6 protein-coding genes are annotated in these 21,989 nt (G+C 75.3%); 5 read left to right on the top strand and 1 reads right to left on the bottom strand.

Going from position 1 to position 21,989, the window contains the following annotated elements; genetic code table 11:
- Nucleotides 1-63 precede the first annotated feature (63 nt).
- Entirely contained in the window at nt 64-654 is a 591-nt protein-coding gene (locus tag ACTWQH_RS02865) for a GNAT family N-acetyltransferase (protein ID WP_443284657.1), read from the bottom strand.
- Between the two features lie 367 nt (nt 655-1,021).
- On the opposite strand from ACTWQH_RS02865, the gene ACTWQH_RS02870 reads away from it, so the two are divergent.
- The 5 genes from ACTWQH_RS02870 (at nt 1,022) to ACTWQH_RS02890 (ending at nt 21,988) form a co-directional block, all read left to right on the top strand.
- Nucleotides 1,022-1,378, top strand: coding sequence for a MazG-like family protein (locus tag ACTWQH_RS02870; protein ID WP_443284658.1), 357 nt, complete (start codon nt 1,022-1,024; stop codon nt 1,376-1,378).
- Nucleotides 1,379-1,511: 133 nt separating this feature from the next.
- Complete coding sequence (locus ACTWQH_RS02875; RefSeq protein ID WP_443284659.1) at nt 1,512-2,105, top strand: YdeI/OmpD-associated family protein; 594 nt, start codon at nt 1,512-1,514, stop codon at nt 2,103-2,105.
- Nucleotides 2,106-2,161: 56 nt separating this feature from the next.
- Complete coding sequence (locus tag ACTWQH_RS02880) at nt 2,162-2,929, top strand: tetratricopeptide repeat protein (protein WP_443284660.1); 768 nt, start codon at nt 2,162-2,164, stop codon at nt 2,927-2,929.
- A gap of 109 nt (nt 2,930-3,038) precedes the next feature.
- Entirely contained in the window at nt 3,039-21,773 is an 18,735-nt protein-coding gene (locus ACTWQH_RS02885; protein WP_443284661.1) for an amino acid adenylation domain-containing protein, read from the top strand.
- On the top strand, nt 21,770-21,988 hold the full coding sequence (locus tag ACTWQH_RS02890) for an MbtH family protein (protein WP_443284662.1): 219 nt from the start codon (nt 21,770-21,772) through the stop codon (nt 21,986-21,988). The genes ACTWQH_RS02885 and ACTWQH_RS02890 overlap by 4 nt, the downstream gene beginning before the upstream one ends.
- The last annotated feature ends 1 nt before the right edge of the window (nt 21,989 follow it).

Here is a 21,989-nt window from a genome sequence, read left to right on the forward strand (position 1 = left end):
GCGCGTGCCACGAGGTCGTCCCTCACGCTCCTCCTCGCCCTACACGACTACACCTCTACACGACTACACGTCGCCTGCGAGCCTGATGCTGAGTTGTGCACCCAGTTCCCGGAAACCCAGGGCGGCCGCCACGCGCCGGGACGCGGGCACCCGGGCTCGCCACTGCGGCAGCAGCCCGGCCGCCAGCGCATGCGCGACCGCCGCCGAGCCCGTCAGCCGGGCCAGCCCTCGGCCCCGCCACTCCGGCCCGGTCAGCACGCTGACTTGGGCGACCCGGCCCGGCCACAGCTCGTAACCGGCGGCGGCAGCCACCTGGCCGCCCTCCCGGACCACGAACGCCGGCGAGGTGATCGCGCGCAGCCCGGCCTCGCCCGCGTCCTCCTCGCCCGCCCGCTTCTCCAGCTCCCGCAGGTCCGTGTGGCTGCCGTGGCCGCCGGGCAGGCGTTCAACGGCCGACGCACCGGCGGGCTGAGCGGGCTGAGCGGGCTGGAAGCCCTCGGGTGACACGTACGCCAGCGCGGCCGGGCCGAGCACCTCGGCCACCGGCAGCACCTGGCGAACCGCGTCCGCGTCCACCACCGCCTCCGCGGGGTGCGGCAGCGGAGCCAGGGCGTCCCGAACGACGACGGCGGCACGCTCGCTCGGCGCGGTCACGACCGCCGAACCGCCCAGGGCCACCGCGCCGACCCAACCGGGCGGGCAGATTCCGGAGTCCGGTGAGACGACCACGCTCAGGCCCGCGGCAGGGGCGAACGACACAGGCACGCCTGCCCAGTTCTCCCACACACCACGGGCTCTGGAGAGCAGCGGATCCACCGGCATGCGCCCGAGCCTGACAGCCTCACCGTGCCGGTGTCACCGGAATAAGCACTCCGGTGCGTGCTGGGTGTGTGACGCCGACGGCAGGTGGCCGGACCGCCGAGCGGCTCTGCTGCGACCGGCAAGGTCCAACTACGGTTGCCCGGGGCGCCCCGCCTCGGCGCCCGGGCACCTTCGCCCTGCCGCCAGGAGGACACGACACGTGCACGACATCTGGGACCCCATCGAACGCCTCGCCGCCCGCCTGGAGGACCACCACAGCGACCTTCCCGTCGAGCAGCGCCGCCTCTTCCAGATCCTCAAGATCACCGAGGAGGCCGGTGAGGTCGCCGAGGCCGTGTTCGGTGCCACCGGGCGCAACCCCCGCAAGGGGCGTACGCACACCTGGGAGGACGTCGAGTCGGAGGTGTGCGACGTGATCATCACGGCCATGGTCACCCTGGCCCGCCTCACCCCCGAGGCGCGCACGACGTTCGCCGCGCACCTGGAGAGGATCGCCGAACGCGACTGGCCTCGCCGTACGGTGGCCGCGTCCCGCGAGGAGGAGCGCACGCCCTGAGCTGCGAGCTGGAGTGGGCGCTGACGGCTCAGTGCCGGTCAGTGCCGATCAGCACCGATCAGCGCCGATCAGTGCCGACGGCGGCCCGAGGACGGCCCGAGGACGGCAGGCGAGAAAAGGCGCACGGGGCAGGGTGTGGTTGACTGCTGGCGTGGCCGAAGACGCTACCCCCTTCTCTTTCGACTCCGCCGAGGACTTCGAGGCGTGGCTCGAAGGCCACCACGCCTCCTCGCCCGGCATCTGGCTGAAGCTGAGGAAGAAGGCGCAGGGGGTCCTGGCGCTGACCTACGCCGAAGCGCTCGACGTCGCGCTCTGCTACGGCTGGATCGACGGGCAGAAGGCCGCAGGCGACGACCGGTTCTGGCTCCAGCGGTTCACCCCGCGCCGCCCCCGGAGCAGGTGGTCCAAGATCAACCGCGGCAAGGCCGAGGCGCTGATCGAGCGGGGCCGGATGCGGCCGCCCGGGATGGCCCAGGTCGAACGCGCCAAGGCGGACGGCCGCTGGGACGCCGCGTACGACGGCCCGAAGAACGCCTCGGTGCCGGACGACCTGGCCGAGGCGCTCGCCGCCAACCCGGCCGCGGCGGCGTTCTTCGCGACGCTCGACAGCCGCAACCGCTACGCCGTCCTGTACCGCGTCCAGGACGCCAAGAAGCCCGAGACCCGCGCGCGGCGCATCGAGAAGTACGTGGGGATGCTGGCGGAAGAGAAGAAGATCTATCCCTGAGCGGCGCGTTTCAGCCAGGTGAGCCAAGTCCCTTTCATGATCGATATGTTGACGGCATGAGCGTTGATGATGTTGACGGTGCCGATGACATCCTCTCCAGGGGGATCGGACCTGCCGCGATGATGGTGCTGCCGCAGGCGGCGGCCGCGGACGACGACCTCGAGGCCGCCGTGTGGAGCGCGAAGCTGTCCCGTTTCGGCATGGTCGAGGCCGCCGAACGCCGCTTCCGCCCGGCGGCGGAGGACGGCGACCTCACCTCGGTCAAGTGCATGGTGTGGCTGGCTCGGGAGGAACGCCGGGCCGACGACGAGCGGCTGTGGCTGGAACGCGCCGCCCAGGCCGGGGACCCGTGGGCGATGTACGAGCTGGGCGCGTCCCAGCCGCGTCCGGAGGGGGAGGCCGAGGCCGAGCGGTGGTACCGCCGGGCGGCGGAGGCGGGTCACGCGCTGGCGATGAACGACCTGGCCGCCCTCCTCAGCCGCGCCGACCACGGCCAGGAGGCGATGCGCTGGTACGAGCGGGCCGCCGAGGCCGGCGTCGACATCGCGATGAACAACCTGGCCATCCAGCACATCCTCCAGGGCAACGCCGACGACGCCGAGCGGTGGTTCGAGCGGGCCGCGCGTGTCGGCAACATCCACGCGATGGCCAACCTCGGGCGCCTGAAGGAGGAGTCGGACGAGCCGCAGGAGGCCGAGACGTGGCTCACCGCTGCGGCCAGGAAGGGACACGCGGGCGCCATGGAACGGCTGGCCGACCTGCTGGCGCGGACGGGCCGGACAGAGGAGGCCGGGGTCTGGCGGGCGCGCATGACGGTGCGATGACGCGGACGGGGACGGGCCTGCGCCCGGCTCGGAGTCACGTCGGGGTCTACCCACCGACTCGCAGCCGACTCGCAGCCCGACTACCTACTTAGGTGAGGCTCACCTTACTATGGCGGGCGGCCCTGCGACGTCCGAGGAGGAGTCCGACGTGTCCGACGCGCCGCTCACCTACTGGAAGGATCGGCTCACCCCGCCGCCGCGCGAGGCGGCGCTGCCGATCGACTTTCCCTATCCGCGAGGCGACGCCGGGGGCCGCGCCACCGTCAGCCAGCCGCTGCCGGAAGCCGGAGACAACACCTGCCTCGCGGCGTTCGTCGCCCTGCTGCACCGCTACGGACACGGAAACGCCGACGAGGTGACGGTCGGCCACGCCGGCGGCCTGCCGCTGCGCGTGGCGTTCGACGGCGGCACGGCGTTCAACGCCCTCGTGCGGCGCGTCGCCCAGTCGCGGGCCGAGGCCGCCGCCCACCCCCTCACCCCCGCCGCGCTCGCGGCGGCGCTGCGGCCCGAACCCACGCGGGGCGGCGGGCTGTTCTTCAACGCCGGGTACGGCGACGCCGGGGACGGCCCGCTCGACCTGCACCTGGCGGTGGCGGACGGCGAGGCCCGACTCGCCTACCGCACCGACCTGTTCACCCCCGCCACCGCCGAGCGCATCCTCGGCCACCTCACCACCCTCCTCGCCGACGCCACCGCCCGCCCCGACACCCCCGTCGGCGAGCTGGCCCTGCTCACCGGCGCCGAACGCCACCGCCTCCTCGTCGAGTGGAACGCCACCGACCACGACGTGCCGCGCCTGACCTGGCCCGAGCACTTCGCCCGCCGCGTCGCCGAGCAGCCCGGCGCCACCGCCCTGATCTACGAGGACGGCACGCAGGAGACCCGCCTCACCTACGCCGAGCTGGACGAGCGCGCCAACCGCCTCGCCCACGCCCTCGCCGCGCGCGGCGCCGGGCCCGACACCGTCGTGGCGCTGGCCGTCCCCCGCTCCGCCGAGCTGATCGTCGCCGAGGTCGCCATCCTCAAGTCCGGCGCCGCCTACCTCCCGCTCGACACCGACTATCCGCCGGAGCGCCTGGCGTACATGCTGGACGACGCCGCCCCCGCCTGCCTGGTCACCACCGCCGACAGCGGCATCGCGGCGGACGTGCCGACGCTGCTGCTCGACGACCCGGAGCTGACAGACGGCCGCCCGTCCCACGACCCGGATCGGGCGGGGCTCAGGACCGCCCACGCCGCGTACGTCATCTACACCTCCGGCTCCACCGGCCGCCCCAAGGGCGTCGTCCTCACCCACGGCGGCGTCGCCAAGCTCGTCGCCACGCAGCGCGAGCGCTGCGGCGTCGGCCCCGGCAGCCGCGTCCTCCAGTTCGCCTCGCCCAGCTTCGACGTGGCGTTCTGGGACCTGTGCCTCGGCCTGCTCTCCGGCGGGACCCTCGTCGTCGTGCCCTCCGAACGCCGCGTCGCGGGCGCGGCGCTGGCCGACTACGCCCGCCGCCACGACGTCACCTTCATGATCCTTCCGCCCGCGCTGCTGGCCGCCATGCCGGAGGACGTGGCCCAGACCCTGCCGCCCACCGCCACCCTGCTGGCCGGCACCGAGCGCGTCTCCCCCGAGCTGACCGCCCGCTACGCCGCCGGCCGCCGGATGTTCAACGCCTACGGCCCGACCGAGGCCACCACCAACTCCACCCTCGGCCTGTGCGCCCCCGACCTGCCGCCCGGCTCCAACGTCCCCATCGGCGTTCCCGACCCCGGCACCCGGGCGTACGTCCTCGACGCCCGCCTCAAGCCCGTCCCGGCCGGCGTCGCGGGCGAGCTGTACCTGGGCGGCGAGGGCCTGGCCCGCTGCTACCTCGGCCGCCCCGGCCTGACCGCCGAGCGCTTCGTCGCCGACCCCTTCTCCTCCGTTCCCGGCGAGCGCCTCTACCGCACCGGCGACCTCGTGCGGTGGCGGGCGGACGGGCGGCTGGAGTTCCTCGGGCGCGCCGACAAGCAGGTCAAGATACGCGGCTTCCGCATCGAGCCCGGCGAGATCGAGTCCACGCTGCGCGCCCACCCGGCCGTGGACCAGGCGGCGGTCGTGGTGCGCGAGGACCGGCCCGGCGACCGGCGGCTCGCGGCGTACGTGGTGCCCGCCCTCGGGGAGGCCCTCGGGGAGGGGAAGGGGACCGGCCTCGACCAGTGGAAGGAGGCCCACGAGCTGCTCTACGCGGCCGCGCACGACGAGGCGTTCGCGGGCTGGAACAGCATGTACGACGGGCTGCCCATCCCCGCCGCCGAGATGCGCGCGTGGCGCGAGGCCACGCTGGCCCGCATCCGCGAGCTGGACCCGGCGCCCCGGCGGGTGCTGGAGATCGGCGTCGGCTCGGGCCTCATCCTGACCGGCCTGCTGGAGGGCTGCGAGAGCTACTGGGGCACCGACCTGTCCGAGGAGGCCATCGCGGCGCTGCGCCGGCGCGCCGGCGACGACCCGCGCGTGGTGCTGCGCGCCCAGCCCGCGCACGACGCCACCGGCCTGCCCGAGGGCCACTTCGACACGGTCGTCATCAACTCCGTCGCCCAGTACTTCCCGTCCGCCGACTACCTGACCGGCGTGCTGCGCACCGCCACCCGCCTCCTGGCCCCCGGCGGCCGGATCTTCCTCGGCGACATCCGCAACCTGCGGCTGCTGCGCTGCCTGCGCGCCGCCGTGGCCCGCCGCCGTGGCGAGGGGGACGACAAGGACGACAAGCAGGCGCTGCGCGAGGCCGTCGACCAGTCCGTCGCGTTCGAGGGCGAACTCCTCCTCGACCCCGACTTCTTCGCCGCCCTCGACGGCTTCACCGCCGACATCCGCGTCAAGCGCGGCGCCCACCACAACGAGCTGACCCGCTACCGCTACGACGTCATCCTCACGCCCGGCACGCCCGGCACGCCGGGGGGACGGCAGGAGCCCGAGACGCCGCCCTTGCCCTGGACGAACGCCGACGCCCTCGCGGCGCACCTGACCGACCGGCGCCCGGCCCTCCTCCGGCTCACCGGCGTACCCAACGCCCGCCTCGCCCCCGACCTCGCCGCCCTCCGCTCCCTGGACGACAGCAGCACCAGCGGCTCGCGCACCGAGGACGCCCCCGACCCCGAGGAGCTGCTGCGCCTCGGCGAACGCCTGGGCTACCGCGCCGCCGCCACCTGGCACGCCGCCGCCGAGGACGGCGCGCTCGACCTCGTCTTCGCCCGCGACGCGCTCCCCCCGGCGCTGTACGCCCCGGCCGGGGACTTCCCGCACGCCAACCGCCCCGCGCCGTTCCGCGACGTGGCGGCCCTCATGCGGCAGGTGCGCGCCCACGCCGCCGCCTGGCTGCCGCCGTACATGATCCCCGCGGCGTTCGTGCCCGTGACGCGCCTGCCGGTCACCCCCAGCGGCAAGCTCGACGCCGCCGCGCTGCCGGTGCCCGACTACGCCGCGCTCAGCGCGGGCCGCGCGCCGCGCGACCCGCGCGAGGAGCTGCTGTGCGCCCTCGCCGCCGAGGTCCTGGGCGTCCCCGCCGTCACCATCGACGACGACTTCTTCGCCCTCGGCGGCGACAGCATCGGCGCCGTCCAACTCCTCGTCCGCGCCCGCGAACACGGCCTCGCCCTCGCCACCCGCGACGTCTTCCGCCACCGCACCGTCGCCGAACTCGCCCGCGCCGCGCGCGAGCTGGACGGGTCGCAACGCCTGCCCGACGAGCCGCTGGTGGACCTCCCCCTCCCCGAGGGCATGTCGGAGGCCCTTCCCCTCACCCCCCTCCAGTCCGGCTTCTACTTCCACGCCCTCACCGACGGCCGCGACCGCGACGCCTACGTCGTGCAGCAGGCCATCGAGCTGGAGGCCACCGAGGGCGGCATCGACGCCGAACGCCTGCGCCGCGCCGCCCAGTCGCTGCTGGACCGCCACGCCCCGCTGCGCGCCTGCTTCCGCCCGCACCCCGACACCGGCGCCCCCGTCCAGCTCATCGCCGAGCGCGTCGAACTCCCCTGGCGCGAGGTCGGTCCCGCCGATGCCGGGGAAGAGCTGACGCGCCCCTTCGACCTGGCCGAGGCGCCGCTGCTGCGCTGCGCCCTGATACGCCTGGCGCCCGGCCGCGCCCGCCTGCTGCTGACCTTCCACCACATCGTGGCCGACGGCTGGTCGCTGCCCGTCCTCCACCGCGAGCTGCTGGCGGCGTACGCGGGCGACACGCTTCCAGCGGTCACCCCCCACCGCGACCACCTGCGCCACCTGCGCCGACTCGCCGCCCAGGACGCCGAGTCGGCGCGCGAGGCGTGGCGCGCGGCGCTGTCCGGCGTGGAGGAGGCCACCCGTCTCGACCTCAGCCCCCCGACCGGCGAGCGTCCTCGCCCCGCCCACGTCCGCCACGAACTGGCCGCCGACGAGACCGCCCGCCTCACCGCACGAGCCCGCGAGCTGGGCGTGACGCTCGGCACCCTCGTGCAGGCCTCGTGGGGACTGCTGCTCAGCCGCCTGACCGGGCGCCAGGACGTGCTCTTCGGCACCACCGTCTCCGGCCGCGACGCCGAGGTCGCGGGCATCGCCGACATGGTCGGCCTCTTCATCAACACCCTGCCCACGCGCCTGGGCTGGTCCCCCGGCGACACCCTCGCCGAGGTCGCCACCCGCCTCCAGGCCGAGCAGACCGGGCTGCTGGGCCACCAGCACCTCGGCCTGGCCGAGATCCAGCGCGTGGCCGGTCACGCGGGCGGCGGCGAGCTCTTCGACACGCTGGTCGTGGTCGAGAACTACCCCGCCGCACACCACGAGGCGGGCGGGCTGCGCATCACCGGCCACGACTTCCACGACGCCGTGCACTATCCGCTCGCGCTGATCGTCAAGCCGGGCGGGCGGCGTCTTGACCTGCGGCTGAAGTACCACGCGGACCGCCTCGCCGAGCCGCACGTCCGCGCCCTCGCGGAGGCGCTGGCGCGGATGCTGCGCGCGTACGCCGCCGACCCGCGCGCGGCGGCGGGCACGGTGGATCCGCTGCCGCCGCCCGCTCTCGCCGAGCCCCACCTCGCGGGCGAGGCGCGGGAGGTGCCGCCGACGACCCTGGCGGCGGCGTTCCACGCCCAGGCGGCGCGGACGCCGGAGGCGGCGGCCGTGGTGTTCGAGGGCGAACGTCTCGATTACGCCGCGCTGGCGGCGCGCGCCAACGCGCTGGCCGAGCGGCTCGCCGCCCACGGCGTGGGCCCGGGCGACGCCGTCGCGATCGAGGTGCCGCGCTCGCTGGATCTGATGGTGGCGCTGCTGGGTGTCCTGACGGCGGGGGCGGCGTATGTGCCGCTCGACGCGGACTATCCGCAGGAGCGGCGGTCGTTCATGCTGGCGGACTCCGGCGCGCGGGTGCTGGTGACGCCGGGGGAGGAGGGGCTGGCGCTGTCTGTCCCGCTCGCTGACGACGGCGCTGACCCCCGGGTGGAGGGCCGGGGTGTGGGCGGCCAGGGGTCCGGGGGCGGAGCCCCCGAGGGCCCCCGGCCCGACGACGCCGCGTACGTCATCTACACCTCCGGCTCCACCGGCCGCCCCAAGGGCGTCGTCGTCTCACACCGCGCCATCGTCAACCGCCTCGCCTGGATGCAGGCCCAGTACGAGCTGACGCCCACCGACCGCGTCCTCCAAAAGACCCCCGCCTCCTTCGACGTCAGCGTCTGGGAGTTCTTCTGGCCCCTCATCACCGGCGCCACCCTCGTCCTCGCCCGCCCCGACGGCCACCGCGACCCCGCCTACCTCGCGCAACTGATACGCCAACAGCACATCTCAACCTGCCACTTCGTCCCCTCCATGCTGGAGGCGTTCCTCGCCACCGAGGAGATCACCGAGGACCCAACCTGGGCCGCGTCCCTCCGCCACGCCTTCAGCAGCGGCGAGGCCCTGCCCCCCGGTGCCGCCGCCCGGTGGCACGCCCTCACCGACGTCCCGCTGCACAACCTCTACGGCCCCACCGAAGCCGCCGTCGACGTCACCCACCACCCCTACGACCCGGCCACCGACACCACCACCGTCCCCATCGGCCGCCCCGTCTGGAACACCCACACCTACATCCTCGACCCGGCCCTGCGCCCCGTCCCCCCGGGCGTCACCGGCGAGCTCTACCTGGCCGGGCCGCAGCTCGCCCGCGCCTACCACGACCGCCCCGCCCTCACCGCCGAGCGCTTCACCGCCAACCCCTACGGCCCACCCGGCACCCGCATGTACCGCACCGGCGACCTCGTGCGGCGCCGCGCCGACGGCGAGATCGAGTACCTCGGCCGCACCGACCGGCAGGTCAAGCTGCGCGGCAACCGCATCGAACTCGGCGAGATCGAGGCCGCGCTGACCCGGCAGCCCGGCGTGTCCCAGGCGGCGGTGACCGTCCACGACGGCACCGAGCTCGTGGCGTACACCGTCGGAACCGCGGACCCGGACGCCCTCGCCGCCGAGCTGCCCCCGGCCATGCTCCCCACCGCCTACGTCGCCCTCCCCGCCCTGCCCCTCACCCCCAGCGGCAAGCTCGACCGCGCCGCCCTCCCCGCCCCGGACGTTCGGCGCGCGCCCGCCCGCGCCCCGCGCACTCCCGCCGAGGAACGCCTGACCCGCATCTTCGCCGAGGTGCTGCGCCTGGACGCCGTCTCGCCGGACGACGACTTCTTCCTCCTCGGCGGCGACAGCATCAGCTCCATCGGCGTCTCCTCCCGCGCCCGCCGCGCCGGCCTGGACCTCAGCCCGCGCGACGTCTTCGACCACCGGACCCCCGCCGCGCTCGCCGCCATGGCCCCCGCCGCCGAAGCCCACGGGCACGGGCACGCGCACAGCCGCGAGTTCACAGCGTTCGCCCCGACCGCCGAGGAACGGGAGCGGATCCCCGGCCCCGTGGACGACGTCTGGCCCCTCTCCCCGCTCCAGGAGGGCCTGTTCTTCCACGCCGCCTACGACGCGGGCGCCCTCGACGTCTACACCGTCTTCGAGTCCTTCGACCTCGCCACCCCCGTCGACGCCGGCCGCCTGCGCGCCGCCCTGCGCACGCTGATGGCGCGAAACGCCGCCCTGCGCGCCGGGTTTACCAGCGACGGCCTGCGCCAGCCCGTGCAGTTCATCCTCCGCGAGTCCGACATCCCGGTCCCCCTCACCGAGGTCGACCTCTCCCACCTCGCCGCCGACCCCGCCGCCCAGGACGCGCGCATGGCGGCCCTCCTCGACGCCTCCCGCCGCGAGCCGTTCGACTTCGCCCGCCCTCCCCTCTTCCGCGTGCTGCTGTTCCGACTCGGCGCCGAGCGCGGCGACCGCCTCGTCACCGGCCGCCACCTCATCCTCTGGGACGGCTGGTCCGCCTGGCTCTTCCTCGACGAGCTGTTCGCCCTCTACGCCTCCGGCGGCGACGACCGCGAGCTGCCGCCCCCCGGCTCCTACCGCGACTACCTCACCCACCTCGAATCCCTCGACCACGGCCGCGCCACCGACGCCTGGCGGGCCGCGCTCGACGGCCTCGAACCCCTCCTGCTGGCACCGGAGAAGGCGGCGGCGGCCTCCGAGCCCGTCATCCCCGAGAACGCCGAGACGCTGCTGCCCGCCGACCTCAGCGAACGCCTCCGCCGCACCGCCCGCCACCACGGCCTGACCCAGGGCACCCTCCTCACCGCCGCCTGGGGCCTGGCCCTCGGCGCCGCCACCGGGCGCACCGACGTCGTCTTCGGCACGACCGTCGCCGGGCGGCCCAGCGAGGTGCCGGAGGTGGAGCGCATCATCGGCATGTTCCTCAACACCGTGCCGACCCGCGTCACCTGCGACGACCCCGCCGAGACCGTCGCCTCCCTCCTGCGCCGCGTCCAGGACGAACGCCTGCGTCTCATGGCGTACGAGTACCCGAGCCTCGGCGTGCTCCAGGCCGAGACCGGCCACCGGCAGCTCTTCGACACACTCTTCGTGCTGCGCGACGCCGACACCGAGGACCGGCTGCGTGGCCTCACCGAACGCCACGGCGCCACCGCCGTCGCCAACGTCGACGCCACCCACTACCCCGCCACCCTCGTCATCACCCCGGGCCGGCGCGTCCGCGTCACCCTCTCCCACCGGCCCGACGCCATCGAGCCGGGCGCGGCGCGGGCGTTGCTGAGGCGCTTCGCGGCGTTGCTCGAACGCCTCACCGCCGACGAGGACCTGAACGCCCCCGTCGGCGCCCTCGACCCGCTCCTGCCCGCCGAGCGCGCCGCCCTGGCCGGGGAGTGGGCCGCCGCCCGCGTGCCCGCACCCGACCGGACCATCGACGCCCTCCTCGCCGAGCAGGCCGCCCGCACCCCGGACGCGACGGCCCTGGTCTGCGACGGGCAGCGCGTCACGTACGCCGAGCTCGACGCCCGCGTCAACCGCCTGGCGCGGCTCCTCGCGCGCCACGGCGCGGGGCCGGAGCGGGTGGTGGCGCTCGGCCTGCCGCGTTCGATCGACACCGTGGTCGCGCTCTTCGCCGTGCTGCGCTCCGGCGCCGCCTACCTGCCCCTCGAACTCGACCACCCCGACGAGCGCCTGGCGCTGATGCTGGCGGACGCCCGCCCGCTGCTGCTGCTCGCCAGCCGCGCCGTGGCCGAACGCCTGGACCGGGCCGGGGCCGCCCCGGATGCCGTCCGCCTCCACCCCGACGACCCGGAGCTCGCCACGCTCTCCGACGCGCCGATGCCGCGGGCGGCAGGGCCCGAGCACCCGGCGTACGTCATCTACACCTCCGGCTCCACCGGCCGCCCCAAGGGCGTGGTCACCCCCCACCGGGGCCTGACCAACATGCAGCTCAACCACCAGCGCGAGATCTTCGCCCCCGCCATCGCCACCGCCGGCGGGCGGCGCCTGCGCATCGCCCACACCGTCTCCTTCGCCTTCGACATGTCGTGGGAGGAGCTGCTGTGGCTGGTCGAGGGCCACGAGGTGCACGTCTGCGACGAGGAGCTGCGCCGCGACGCCGAACGCCTGGTCGCGTACTGCCGGGGGCACCGGATCGACGTCGTCAACGTCACCCCCACCTACGCCCAGCTCCTCGTCGAGACCGGGCTGCTCGACGACGGGCCGGAGGGACACCGCCCGCCCCTCGTCCTCCTCGGCGGCGAGGCCGTGCCCGAGCCGCTGTGGCGGCGGCTGCGCGACACCGACGGCACCTACGGCTACAACCTCTACGGCCCCACCGAGTACACGATCAACACCCTCGGCGGCGGCACCCACGACAGCCCCACCCCCACCGTCGGCCGCCCCATCCGGGGCACCCGTGCGTACCTCCTCGACGCGTGGCTGCGTCCCGTGCCCGACGGCGTTCCCGGCGAGCTGTACATCGCGGGCACCGGCCTCGCGCGCGGCTACCTGGGCCGTCCCGGCCTGACCGCCGAGCGGTTCGTCGCCGACCCCTTCTCCGCCGTTCCCGGCGACCGCATGTACCGCACCGGCGACCTGATGCGGCGCCGCCCCGACGGCCAGCACGACTACCTGGGCCGCACCGACGACCAGGTGAAGATCCGTGGCTACCGCGTCGAGCCCGGCGAGATCGCCGCCGCCCTGCTGCGCCGCCCCGGGGTCGCCCAGGCCGCCGTCCTCGCCCGCCCCGGCGACGACCGGCTCGTCGGCTACGTCGTGCCCGCCGCGCTCACCGGCAGCGAGCGCGAGAATGCCGAGGAGGCGCAGGTCGGGGCGTGGCGGGAGGTCTACGACGAGGAGTACGAGCGCATCGGCACTGCCCTGGCGGCGGACGCCGAGGACGTCTCCGACTTCTCCGGCTGGGACTCCAGCTACGACGGCCGGCCCATCCCGCTCCCCGCCATGCGCGAGTGGCGTGAGGCCACGCTCGGCCGCATCCGCGAGCTCGCGCCCCGGCGGCTGCTGGAGATCGGCGTCGGCTCCGGGCTGCTGCTGTCCGGGCTCGCGCGCGACCCCGGCGTCGAGGCGTACTGGGCCACCGACTTCGCCGAGCCCGTCATCCGCAAGCTCCGCCAGGATCCCGCGCTGCCGCCGAACGTCGTGCTGCGCCACCGCGCCGCCCACGAGCTGGACGACCTGCCGGGCGGCCACTTCGACACGATCGTCATCAACTCCGTCATCCAGTACTTCCCGAGCGCCGACTACCTCACCGGCGTCATCGAGGGCGCCCTGCGCCTGCTGACCGACGACGGCGTCCTCTTCGTCGGCGACGTCCGCAACCTCCGCTCCGCCCGCGCCTTCGCCACCGCCATCCACCGGGGCGACCCGGCCGCGATCGAGCGCGCCCTGCGGCTGGAGAAGGAACTCCTCATCGAACCCGACTACTTCACGGCGACGTCCGGCGCGCTCGGCGTCGGCGTGGAGCTGCGCACGAAGCGGGGCCGTCACCACAACGAGCTGACGCGCTACCGCTACGACGCGCTGCTGTACAAGAACGCTGCGGCGGCGCTGCCCCTCGACGACGCCCCCGAGCTGCCCTGCGCCGGCCTCCCCGGCCTCGCCGAGGCCGAACGCCTCCTGCGCGGGCAGCGCCCCCGCCGCCTCCGCCTCACCGCCGTCCCCGACGCGCGCCTCGCCGACGAACACGGCTCCGGGATACGGGAGGGCGTCGAGCCCGAGGACCTGCACGAGCTGGGCGCGTCCCTCGGCTACCGCGTGCTGACCACCCTCTCCCCGCTCCCCGGCCACTACGAGGCCGTCTTCACGCGCGACGCCCGCCCCGGGCGGCTCACCTCCGGCCTGTACCGGCCGGGCGGCGGAGAGCCCCCGCACGCCAACGCCAACACCAACGACCCGGCCGCCGCCCGCCGCCACGACACGCTGGTCCGGTCCCTGCGCGACGACCTCGCCGCCGAACTCCCCTCCTACATGGTCCCCTCCGCCCTCGTCGTGCTCGACCGGCTGCCGATGACCGACAACGGCAAGCTCGACACCCGCGCCCTGCCCGCCGCCGACGTTCCGGTGGCGGCGGGCGGCGGCCGGGCGCCGCGCACGCCGGAGGAGACGGCGCTGTGCCGCCTCTTCGCCGAGGTGCTGGGCCTGCCCGCCGAGACCCCGACGAGCGCCGAGGACAGCTTTTTCGACCTCGGCGGCCACTCGCTGCTGGCCACCCGCCTGGTCAGCCGGGCCCGCACCGAGCTGGGCGCCGAGCTGTCCATCCGCGACCTGTTCGAGGCCCCCACGCCCGAGCAGCTGGCCGGGCGCATCGCGGGCGGACGCCCCGAACGCCCCGTACGCCCGGAGGTCGTCCCCGTCCCCGCCACCGACCGGCCCACCCGCATCCCGCTCTCCGCCGCGCAGCGCCGCCTGTGGCTGACCGAGGGCATCGCGGGCGACGGCGTGGCCTACAACTTCCCCCTCGTGGTCCGCCTGCGCGGCGCCCTCGACCTGGCCGCCCTCCGCCAGGCGCTGGCCGATGTCACCGCCCGCCACGAGTCCCTGCGCACCCTCATCGCCGTACGGGAGGACGAGGGCAGCGGCGAGCCCTACCAGCGCATCCTCCCCGCCCACACCGCCGAGTCCGCGCCCTCCCTGACCGTCATCGACGGCGACGAGCGCGGCATCCCGTCCTTCGTCACCTCCGCCCAGCGCCGCCCCTTCGACCTGGCCGCCGAACTCCCCCTGCGCGCCGAGGTGCTGCGCCTCACCCCCGACGACCACGTGCTCGCCCTGGTCCTGCACCACATCGCGACCGACGAGTGGTCCGACCGCCCGCTCCTGGCCGACCTGTCCGCCGCCTACGCCGGGCAGGGCCTGTCCCCTCTGGCCGTCCAGTACGCCGACTACACCCTCTGGCACGAGGAGCTGATGGCCCGGGTCGGCGAGTCCCAACTCGCCTACTGGCGCGAGACCCTGGCCGGCCTCCCCGACGAACTCCCCCTCCCCGCCGACCGCCCGCGCCCCGGCCCGGACCAGGCCACCGGGCGCGGCGGCACCGTACGCCGCGAGCTGGGCGACGCGACCTCCCGCGCCCTGCACGAGCTGACCGGCACGAGCGGCGCGAGCATGTTCATGCTGTTCCAGGCCGCGACCGCCACGCTGCTGCACCGCCTCGGCGCCGGCGAGGACGTCCCCCTCGGCGCCCCCATCGCGGGCCGCACCGACAGCCGACTCGACGGCCTCGTCGGCTTCTTCGTCAACACGCTCGTGCTCCGCACCGACCTGACCGGCGGCCCCACCTTCCGCGAGCTGCTGGCGCGCGTGCGTGACGCCGACCTGGCGGCGTTCGACCACCAGGACATCCCCTTCGAGCGCCTGGTCGAGGCCCTCAACCCGCCCCGCGCGGCCGACCGCCACCCCCTCTTCCAGGTGATGGTCGGCTACCACCACCGCCCGGACGGCGACCCCGACGTGCTGGGCCTGCCCACCGAGTGGTTCGAGATGGACACCGGCCGGGCCAAGTTCGATCTGCACTTCACCCTCGTCGACCAGGCGCCGCGCCCTGTGCTGCGCCTGGAATATGCGGAGGACCTGTTCGACCCGGACACGGCCGAACGCCTCGTGACCCGCCTCAACGCCCTGCTGGACGCCATCGCCACCGACCCGGACCGGCGCCTCACGGCGTACGACGTGCTCGTCGGCGACGAGCGCCGCAGGGTCCTCACGGACTGGAACGCCACGACGCGGGAGGTCCCCCGCGCCACCCTCCCCACCCTGTTCCGGGCCCAGGCGGCGCGGACGCCGGAGGCGGCGGCCGTGGTGTTCGAGGGCGAACGTCTCGATTACGCCGCGCTGGCGGCGCGCGCCAACGCGCTGGCCGAGCGGCTCGCCGCCCACGGCGTGGGCCCGGGCGACGCCGTCGCGATCGAGGTGCCGCGCTCGCTGGATCTGATGGTGGCGCTGCTGGGTGTCCTGACGGCGGGGGCGGCGTACGTGCCGCTCGACGCGGACTATCCGCAGGAGCGGCGGGCGTTCATGCTGAGCGACTCCGGCGCGCGGGTGCTGGTGACGCCGGGGGAGGGAGGGCTGGCGCTGTCTGTCCCGCTCGCTGACGACGGCGCTGACCCCCGGGCGGGGGGCCGGGGTGTGGGCGGCCAGGGGTCCGGGGGCGGAGCCCCCGAGGGCCCCCGGCCCGACGACGCCGCGTACGTCATCTACACCTCCGGCTCCACCGGCCGCCCCAAGGGCGTCGTCGTCTCACACCGCGCCATCGTCAACCGCCTCGCCTGGATGCAGGCGGCCTACGAGCTGACCCCCACCGACCGCGTCCTCCAAAAGACCCCCGCCTCCTTCGACGTCAGCGTCTGGGAGTTCTTCTGGCCCCTCATCACCGGCGCCACCCTCGTCCTCGCCCGCCCCGACGGCCACCGCGACCCCGCCTACCTCGCGCAACTGATACGCCAACAGCACATCTCAACCTGCCACTTCGTCCCCTCCATGCTGGAGGCGTTCCTCGCCACCGAGGAGATCACCGAGGACCCAACCTGGGCCGCGTCCCTCCGCCACGCCTTCAGCAGCGGCGAGGCCCTGCCCCCCGGTGCCGCCGCCCGGTGGCACGCCCTCACCGACGTCCCGCTGCACAACCTCTACGGCCCCACCGAAGCCGCCGTCGACGTCACCCACCACCCCTACGACCCGGCCACCGACACCACCACCGTCCCCATCGGCCGCCCCGTCTGGAACACCCACACCTACATCCTCGACCCGGCCCTGCGCCCCGTCCCCCCGGGCGTCACCGGCGAGCTCTACCTGGCCGGGCCGCAGCTCGCCCGCGCCTACCACGACCGCCCCGCTCTCACCGCCGAGCGCTTCACCGCCAACCCCTACGGCCCACCCGGCACCCGCATGTACCGCACCGGCGACCTCGCCCGCTGGACGCGCGACGGCGAGATCGAGTACCGGGGCCGGGTGGATCACCAGATCAAGCTGCGCGGCTTCCGCATCGAACTCGGCGAGATCGAGGCGGTTCTGGCCCGCCACGACGCTGTCGCCCACGCCGTCGTCATCGCGCACGACCAGCACCTCGTGGCGTACACCGTCCCCGCCGACGCCGACGCCGGCACCGGCACCGGCCCCGCCCCCGACCCCGACGAGCTGCGCCGCCACGCCGCCGCCGCGCTCCCGGCCCACATGGTCCCGGCCGCGTACGTCACCCTCCCCGCCCTGCCCCTCACCCCCAGCGGCAAGCTCGACCGCGCCGCTCTCCCCGCCCCCGAGATCACAGCCGGCGCGGGCTCGGGCCGCCGCCCCCGCAACCCCCGCGAGGAGCTGCTGTGCGAGGCGTTCGCCGCCGTCCTCGGCGCCGAGGAGGGCCAGCGCATCGGCATCGACGACGACTTCTTCGCCCTCGGCGGCCACTCGCTCCTCGCCATGCGGCTGGCCAGCCGCGTCCGTTCCGCACTCGGTGCCGAGGTCTCGGTCCGCACGATCTTCGAGGCCCCCACCGTCGCCCGCCTCGCCGAGCTCCTCAACGCCGGCAGCGAAAGCGCCCAGCGCCCCGCCCTGCGCCCCAACGCCCCGCGCCCGCCCGAGCTGCCGCTGTCCGCCGCGCAACGCCGCCTCTGGGTGCTCTACCAGCTCGAAGGCCCCAGCCCCACCTACAACATCCCCACCACCTGGCGCCTCACCGGCCCCCTCGGCACCGAGGACATCGAGGCCCTAGGCGCCGCCGCGCACCGCCTGGCCGCCCGCCACGAGACGCTGCGCACGATCTTCCCGGAGTCGTCCGAACGCCCCGGCCAGGCCCGGCAGCACGTCATCCCCGCCGACGAGGTCACCATCCCGGTCGAGCTGGTCACCGGCGTCAGCGAGGCCGAGCTGCCCGCCCGCCTGGCCGAGGCCGCCGCCCACGCCTTCGCCCTCGACCGCGAACCCCCGCTCCGCCTCACCGTCTTCCGGCTCTCCCCCACCGAGCACGTGCTGCTCCTCCTCGTCCACCACATCGCGGGCGACGAGTGGTCCGAGCTGCCCCTGACCCGCGACCTGGCCGCCGCCTGGCGCGGCGAGGAACTGCCGCCGCCGCGCGCCACGTACGCCGACTACACCCTCTGGCACGAGGAGTTGCTCGCCCACGTCGGCGAGAGCCAGCTCGCCTACTGGCGCGAGACCCTGGCCGGCCTGCCCGACGAACTGCCCCTCCCCACCGACCGGCCGCGCCCGGCCGAGACGACCCACGCCGGCGGGCAGGCCGACCTCGCCCTCGACCCGGAGCTGGCCCGCGCCCTGCGCGCCGTGGCCCGCTCCTGCGGCGTGTCCATGTTCATGCTGGTCCAGTCGGCCGTCGCCGCCCTCCTCACCCGCCTCGGCGCGGGCACGGACATCCCCATCGGCAGCCCCATCTCGGGGCGCGCCGACGAGGCGCTGGAAGACCTGGTCGGCTTCTTCCTCAACAACCTGGTCCTGCGCACCGACACCTCCGGCGACCCCACCTTCCGCGAGCTGCTCGCCCGCGTCCGGGACGCCGACCTGGCGGCGTTCGACCACCAGGACATCCCCTTCGAGCGGCTGGTCGAGGCCCTCAACCCGCCCCGCTCCCTCGCCCGCCACCCCCTCTTCCAGGTGATGGTGGTCTACCTGGCGCCCGGCGGCCCCCACCCCCTGCGGTCCTCGCCGTTCCCGGGCCTGACCGCCCGCGAGGAGCCGGTCGGGCAGGCCACGGCCAAGTTCGACCTGTCCTTCGACTTCGTCGAGCGTCCGGACGACACCGGGGACGAGGGCGTGGACGGCGTTCTGGAGTACAACGCCGAGCTGTTCGACCACGCCACGGCCCAGGGGATCGCGGACCGGCTGCGCAGGGTGCTGCGTGCCGTCGCCGCCGACCCGGACCGGCCCATCGGCTCGCTCGACCTCCTCGGCGACGCCGAACGCCACCGCATCCTCGACACCTGGAGCGCCACGGCCGACACGGGGGACACGGGGGACGCGACGACCATCCCGGCCCTCTTCGAGGCCCAGGCCGCCCGCACGCCCGACGCCCCGGCCGTCGCCTCGGAGGACGGCGCCGGGCTGACCGAGCTGACCGAGCTGACCTTCGCCGAGCTGGCCGCCCGCGCCAACCGCCTCGCCCGCCACCTCGTACGCCACGGCGCGGGCCCGGAACGCATCGTCGCGCTCTCCCTCCCCCGCACCGCCGACGCGCTCGTCGCCATGCTCGCCGTCCTCACCTCCGGGGCCGCCTACCTGCCCCTGGACCCCGACGCCCCGCCCTCCCGCACGTCCGGCATCCTCGACGAGGCCCAGCCGGTCCTCGTCCTCTCCGAGATCCCCGACACCGCCGCCGAATCGTCCGCCCCGCTGCCGCCGCAGGCGGACCCCGCCCACCCGGCGTACGTCATCTACACCTCCGGCTCCACCGGCCGCCCCAAGGGCGTCGTCGTCACGCACGCCGGCCTCGCCGCCCTCTTCCACAGCCACCGCGCCACGCTCTACGCCGCCGCCAAGGCCGCGACCGGGCGGGAGCGGCTGCGCGCGGGGCACGCCTGGCCGTTCTTCTTCGACGCCTCCTGGCAGCCGCAGCTGTGGCTGCTGGACGGCCACTGCGTCCACATCGTCTCCGAGGAGACCCGCCGCGACCCCGAACTCCTCGCCGCCGCCGTCCGCGACCACGGCTTCGACTTCCTCGAAGTGACCCCGTCCTTCTACGCCCGCATGGCCGAGTACGGCTGCCCGCTGCCCGTCGTCGGCGTCGGCGGCGAGGCCGTCCCGCCCGACCTGTGGCAGCGCCTGCGACGACAGCGCGCCGTCGAGGCGTTCAACCTCTACGGCCCGACCGAGTCGACGGTCGACGCCCTCGTCGCGCGCGTCGCCGACAGCGAACGCCCGCTGGTGGGCCGCCCGGTGGCGGGCACCCGGGCGTACGTCCTGGACGAGCGGCTGCGTCCCGTGCCGCCCGGCGTGCCCGGCGAGCTGTACCTGTCCGGCGCCGGCCTGGCCCGCGGCTACCTGGGCCGCCCAGCTCTGACCGCCGAGCGCTTCGTCGCCGACCCCTTCGGCCCGCCCGGCTCCCGCCTCTACCGCACCGGCGACCTCGCGCGCTGGACGGCGGACGGGCGCCTGGACTACCTCGGCCGGGCCGACGCCCAGATCAAGATCCGCGGCTTCCGCATCGAGCCCGCCGAGGTGGCCGCCGCGCTCACCGCCCACCCGGAGGTGACGGAGGCGGTGGCCGTCGCCCACGACGGCCGCCTCGTGGCGTACGCCGTCACCTCCGCCTCTCCGCGGGCCCTCCGCGCCCACGCCGCCGCCGCGCTCCCCGACTACATGGTCCCGGCCGCCGTCGTGCCGCTCGACCGCCTGCCGACGCTTCCCAACGGCAAGCTGGACCTCTCCGCCCTCCCCGCCCCCGACTTCGCCGCCCTCGCCGGCGCGGCGGGCGGGCGCGAGCCGGCCACGCCGCTCGAACGCACCCTGTGCGCCGTCTTCTCCGAGGCCTTGTCCCTGCCGCCCTCCCTCGGCCCGGACGACGACTTCTTCGCCCTCGGCGGCGACAGCATCCTGGCCATGACCCTCGTCAGCCGCGCCCGCGCGGCCGGCGTACGCATCACCCCGCGGCTGGTCTTCCTCCACCGCACCCCGGCCGGGCTCGCCACCGTCGCCGACACGGTCGCCGAGGACTCCCCCCCGACGGCAGACGAGGCCACCGGCCGCGTCCCCCTCACCCCGGTCATGCACTGGCTGCGCGAACTCGGCGGCCCCACCAGCGGCTACCACCAGATGGCGCTGGTCCGCACCCCGGCCGCCCTCACGCGCGAGCGCCTCGCCGCGATGCTGGACGCCCTCGCCGCCGCCCACCCCATGCTCCGCGCCCGGCTCCTCCTCCCCGCCTGGGAGCTGGAGGTCCCCGACTCCGGCACCGTGCCGCTGGACCGGGTCGACGTCTCGGGGCAGGAACAGGACCCGGACGCCCTGCGCGACACCATCGAGGCCCACGCCGTGGCCGCGCGCGCGGCGCTGGACCCGGCCGCGGGGCGCATGGTCCGCGCGGTGTGGTTCGACGCGGGCCGCGACGCGCCCGGCCGCCTCCTCCTCATGGCCCACCACCTCGTCGTGGACGGCGTTTCCTGGCGCGTCCTCCTGCCCGACCTGGCCACCGCCTGGCGCGACCCGGCGGCGCTCCCGCCCCCCACCGCCTCCTTCCGCCGCTGGTCCCGCCGCCTCACCGACCTCGCCCAGACCCCCGCCCGCGAGGCCGAACTCCCCCTGTGGACCGACATCCTCGCGTCCTCCTCCCCCCTCCCGCTCCGCCGCCCCCTGGACCCGTCCCGCGACCTGGCGGGCACGGTCCGCCACCTCGAACTCCGCCTCCCGCCCGAGGACACCGGCCCGCTCCTGTCCTCCGTCCCGGCCGCGCTGGGCGCCTCCGTCAACGACGTGCTGCTGACCGCCCTCGCCGTCGCCCTCGGGCGGCCGACCGTCGTGGACCTGGAGGGCCACGGCCGCGCCGGGGAGCTGGCCGACGACGCCGACCTCTCCCGCACGGTGGGCTGGTTCACCAGCGTCTACCCGGTGCGCCTCGACCCCGGCCCCGACCCGGCGGACCTCGGCGCGGCACTGGACCGCGTCCGCGCCCACCTCGCCGTCCTCCCCGACGGCGGCCTCGGCTACGGCATGCTCCGCTACCTCAACCCGCGCACGGCGCCGCTCCTCGCGGCGTACGACGCCCCGGCGATCGAGTTCAACTACCTCGGCCGCTTCGGCGTCCCGGAGGAGACGGACTGGTCGTACGCCCCGGAGGAGGAGGCCGCCGACATCGGGCCGGAGCCGGAGATGCGGGAGGGCCACGCCCTCACCCTCAACGTCGTCACCGAGGACCGCCCCGAGGGCCCGGTCCTGTCCGCCCGCTGGGCCTGGCCGGACGCCGTCCTCGACCGCGACACTGTCACGGGCCTCGCCACCGCCTGGTTCGCGGCCCTCCGCGCCCTGATCACTCATGCAGCGAAAGGATCGGAAGGTTCCCGATGAGCACGAGCACCAACCCCTTCGACGACCCCGACGGCACCTTCACCGTCCTCGTCAACGACGAGGGCCAGCACAGCCTCTGGCCCGACTTCGCCCCCGTCCCGGCGGGCTGGAGGGCCGTCCACGGCCCGGCGGACCGGCAGTCCTGCCTGGACTACGTCGAGACGAACTGGACGGACATGCGCCCCAAGAGCCTCATCGAGGGCCGGGGGGAGTAGC

It is taken from the genome of Streptomyces sp. 6N223, from assembly GCF_052246635.1.
Classification (GTDB): Bacteria; Actinomycetota; Actinomycetes; order Streptomycetales; family Streptomycetaceae; genus Streptomyces.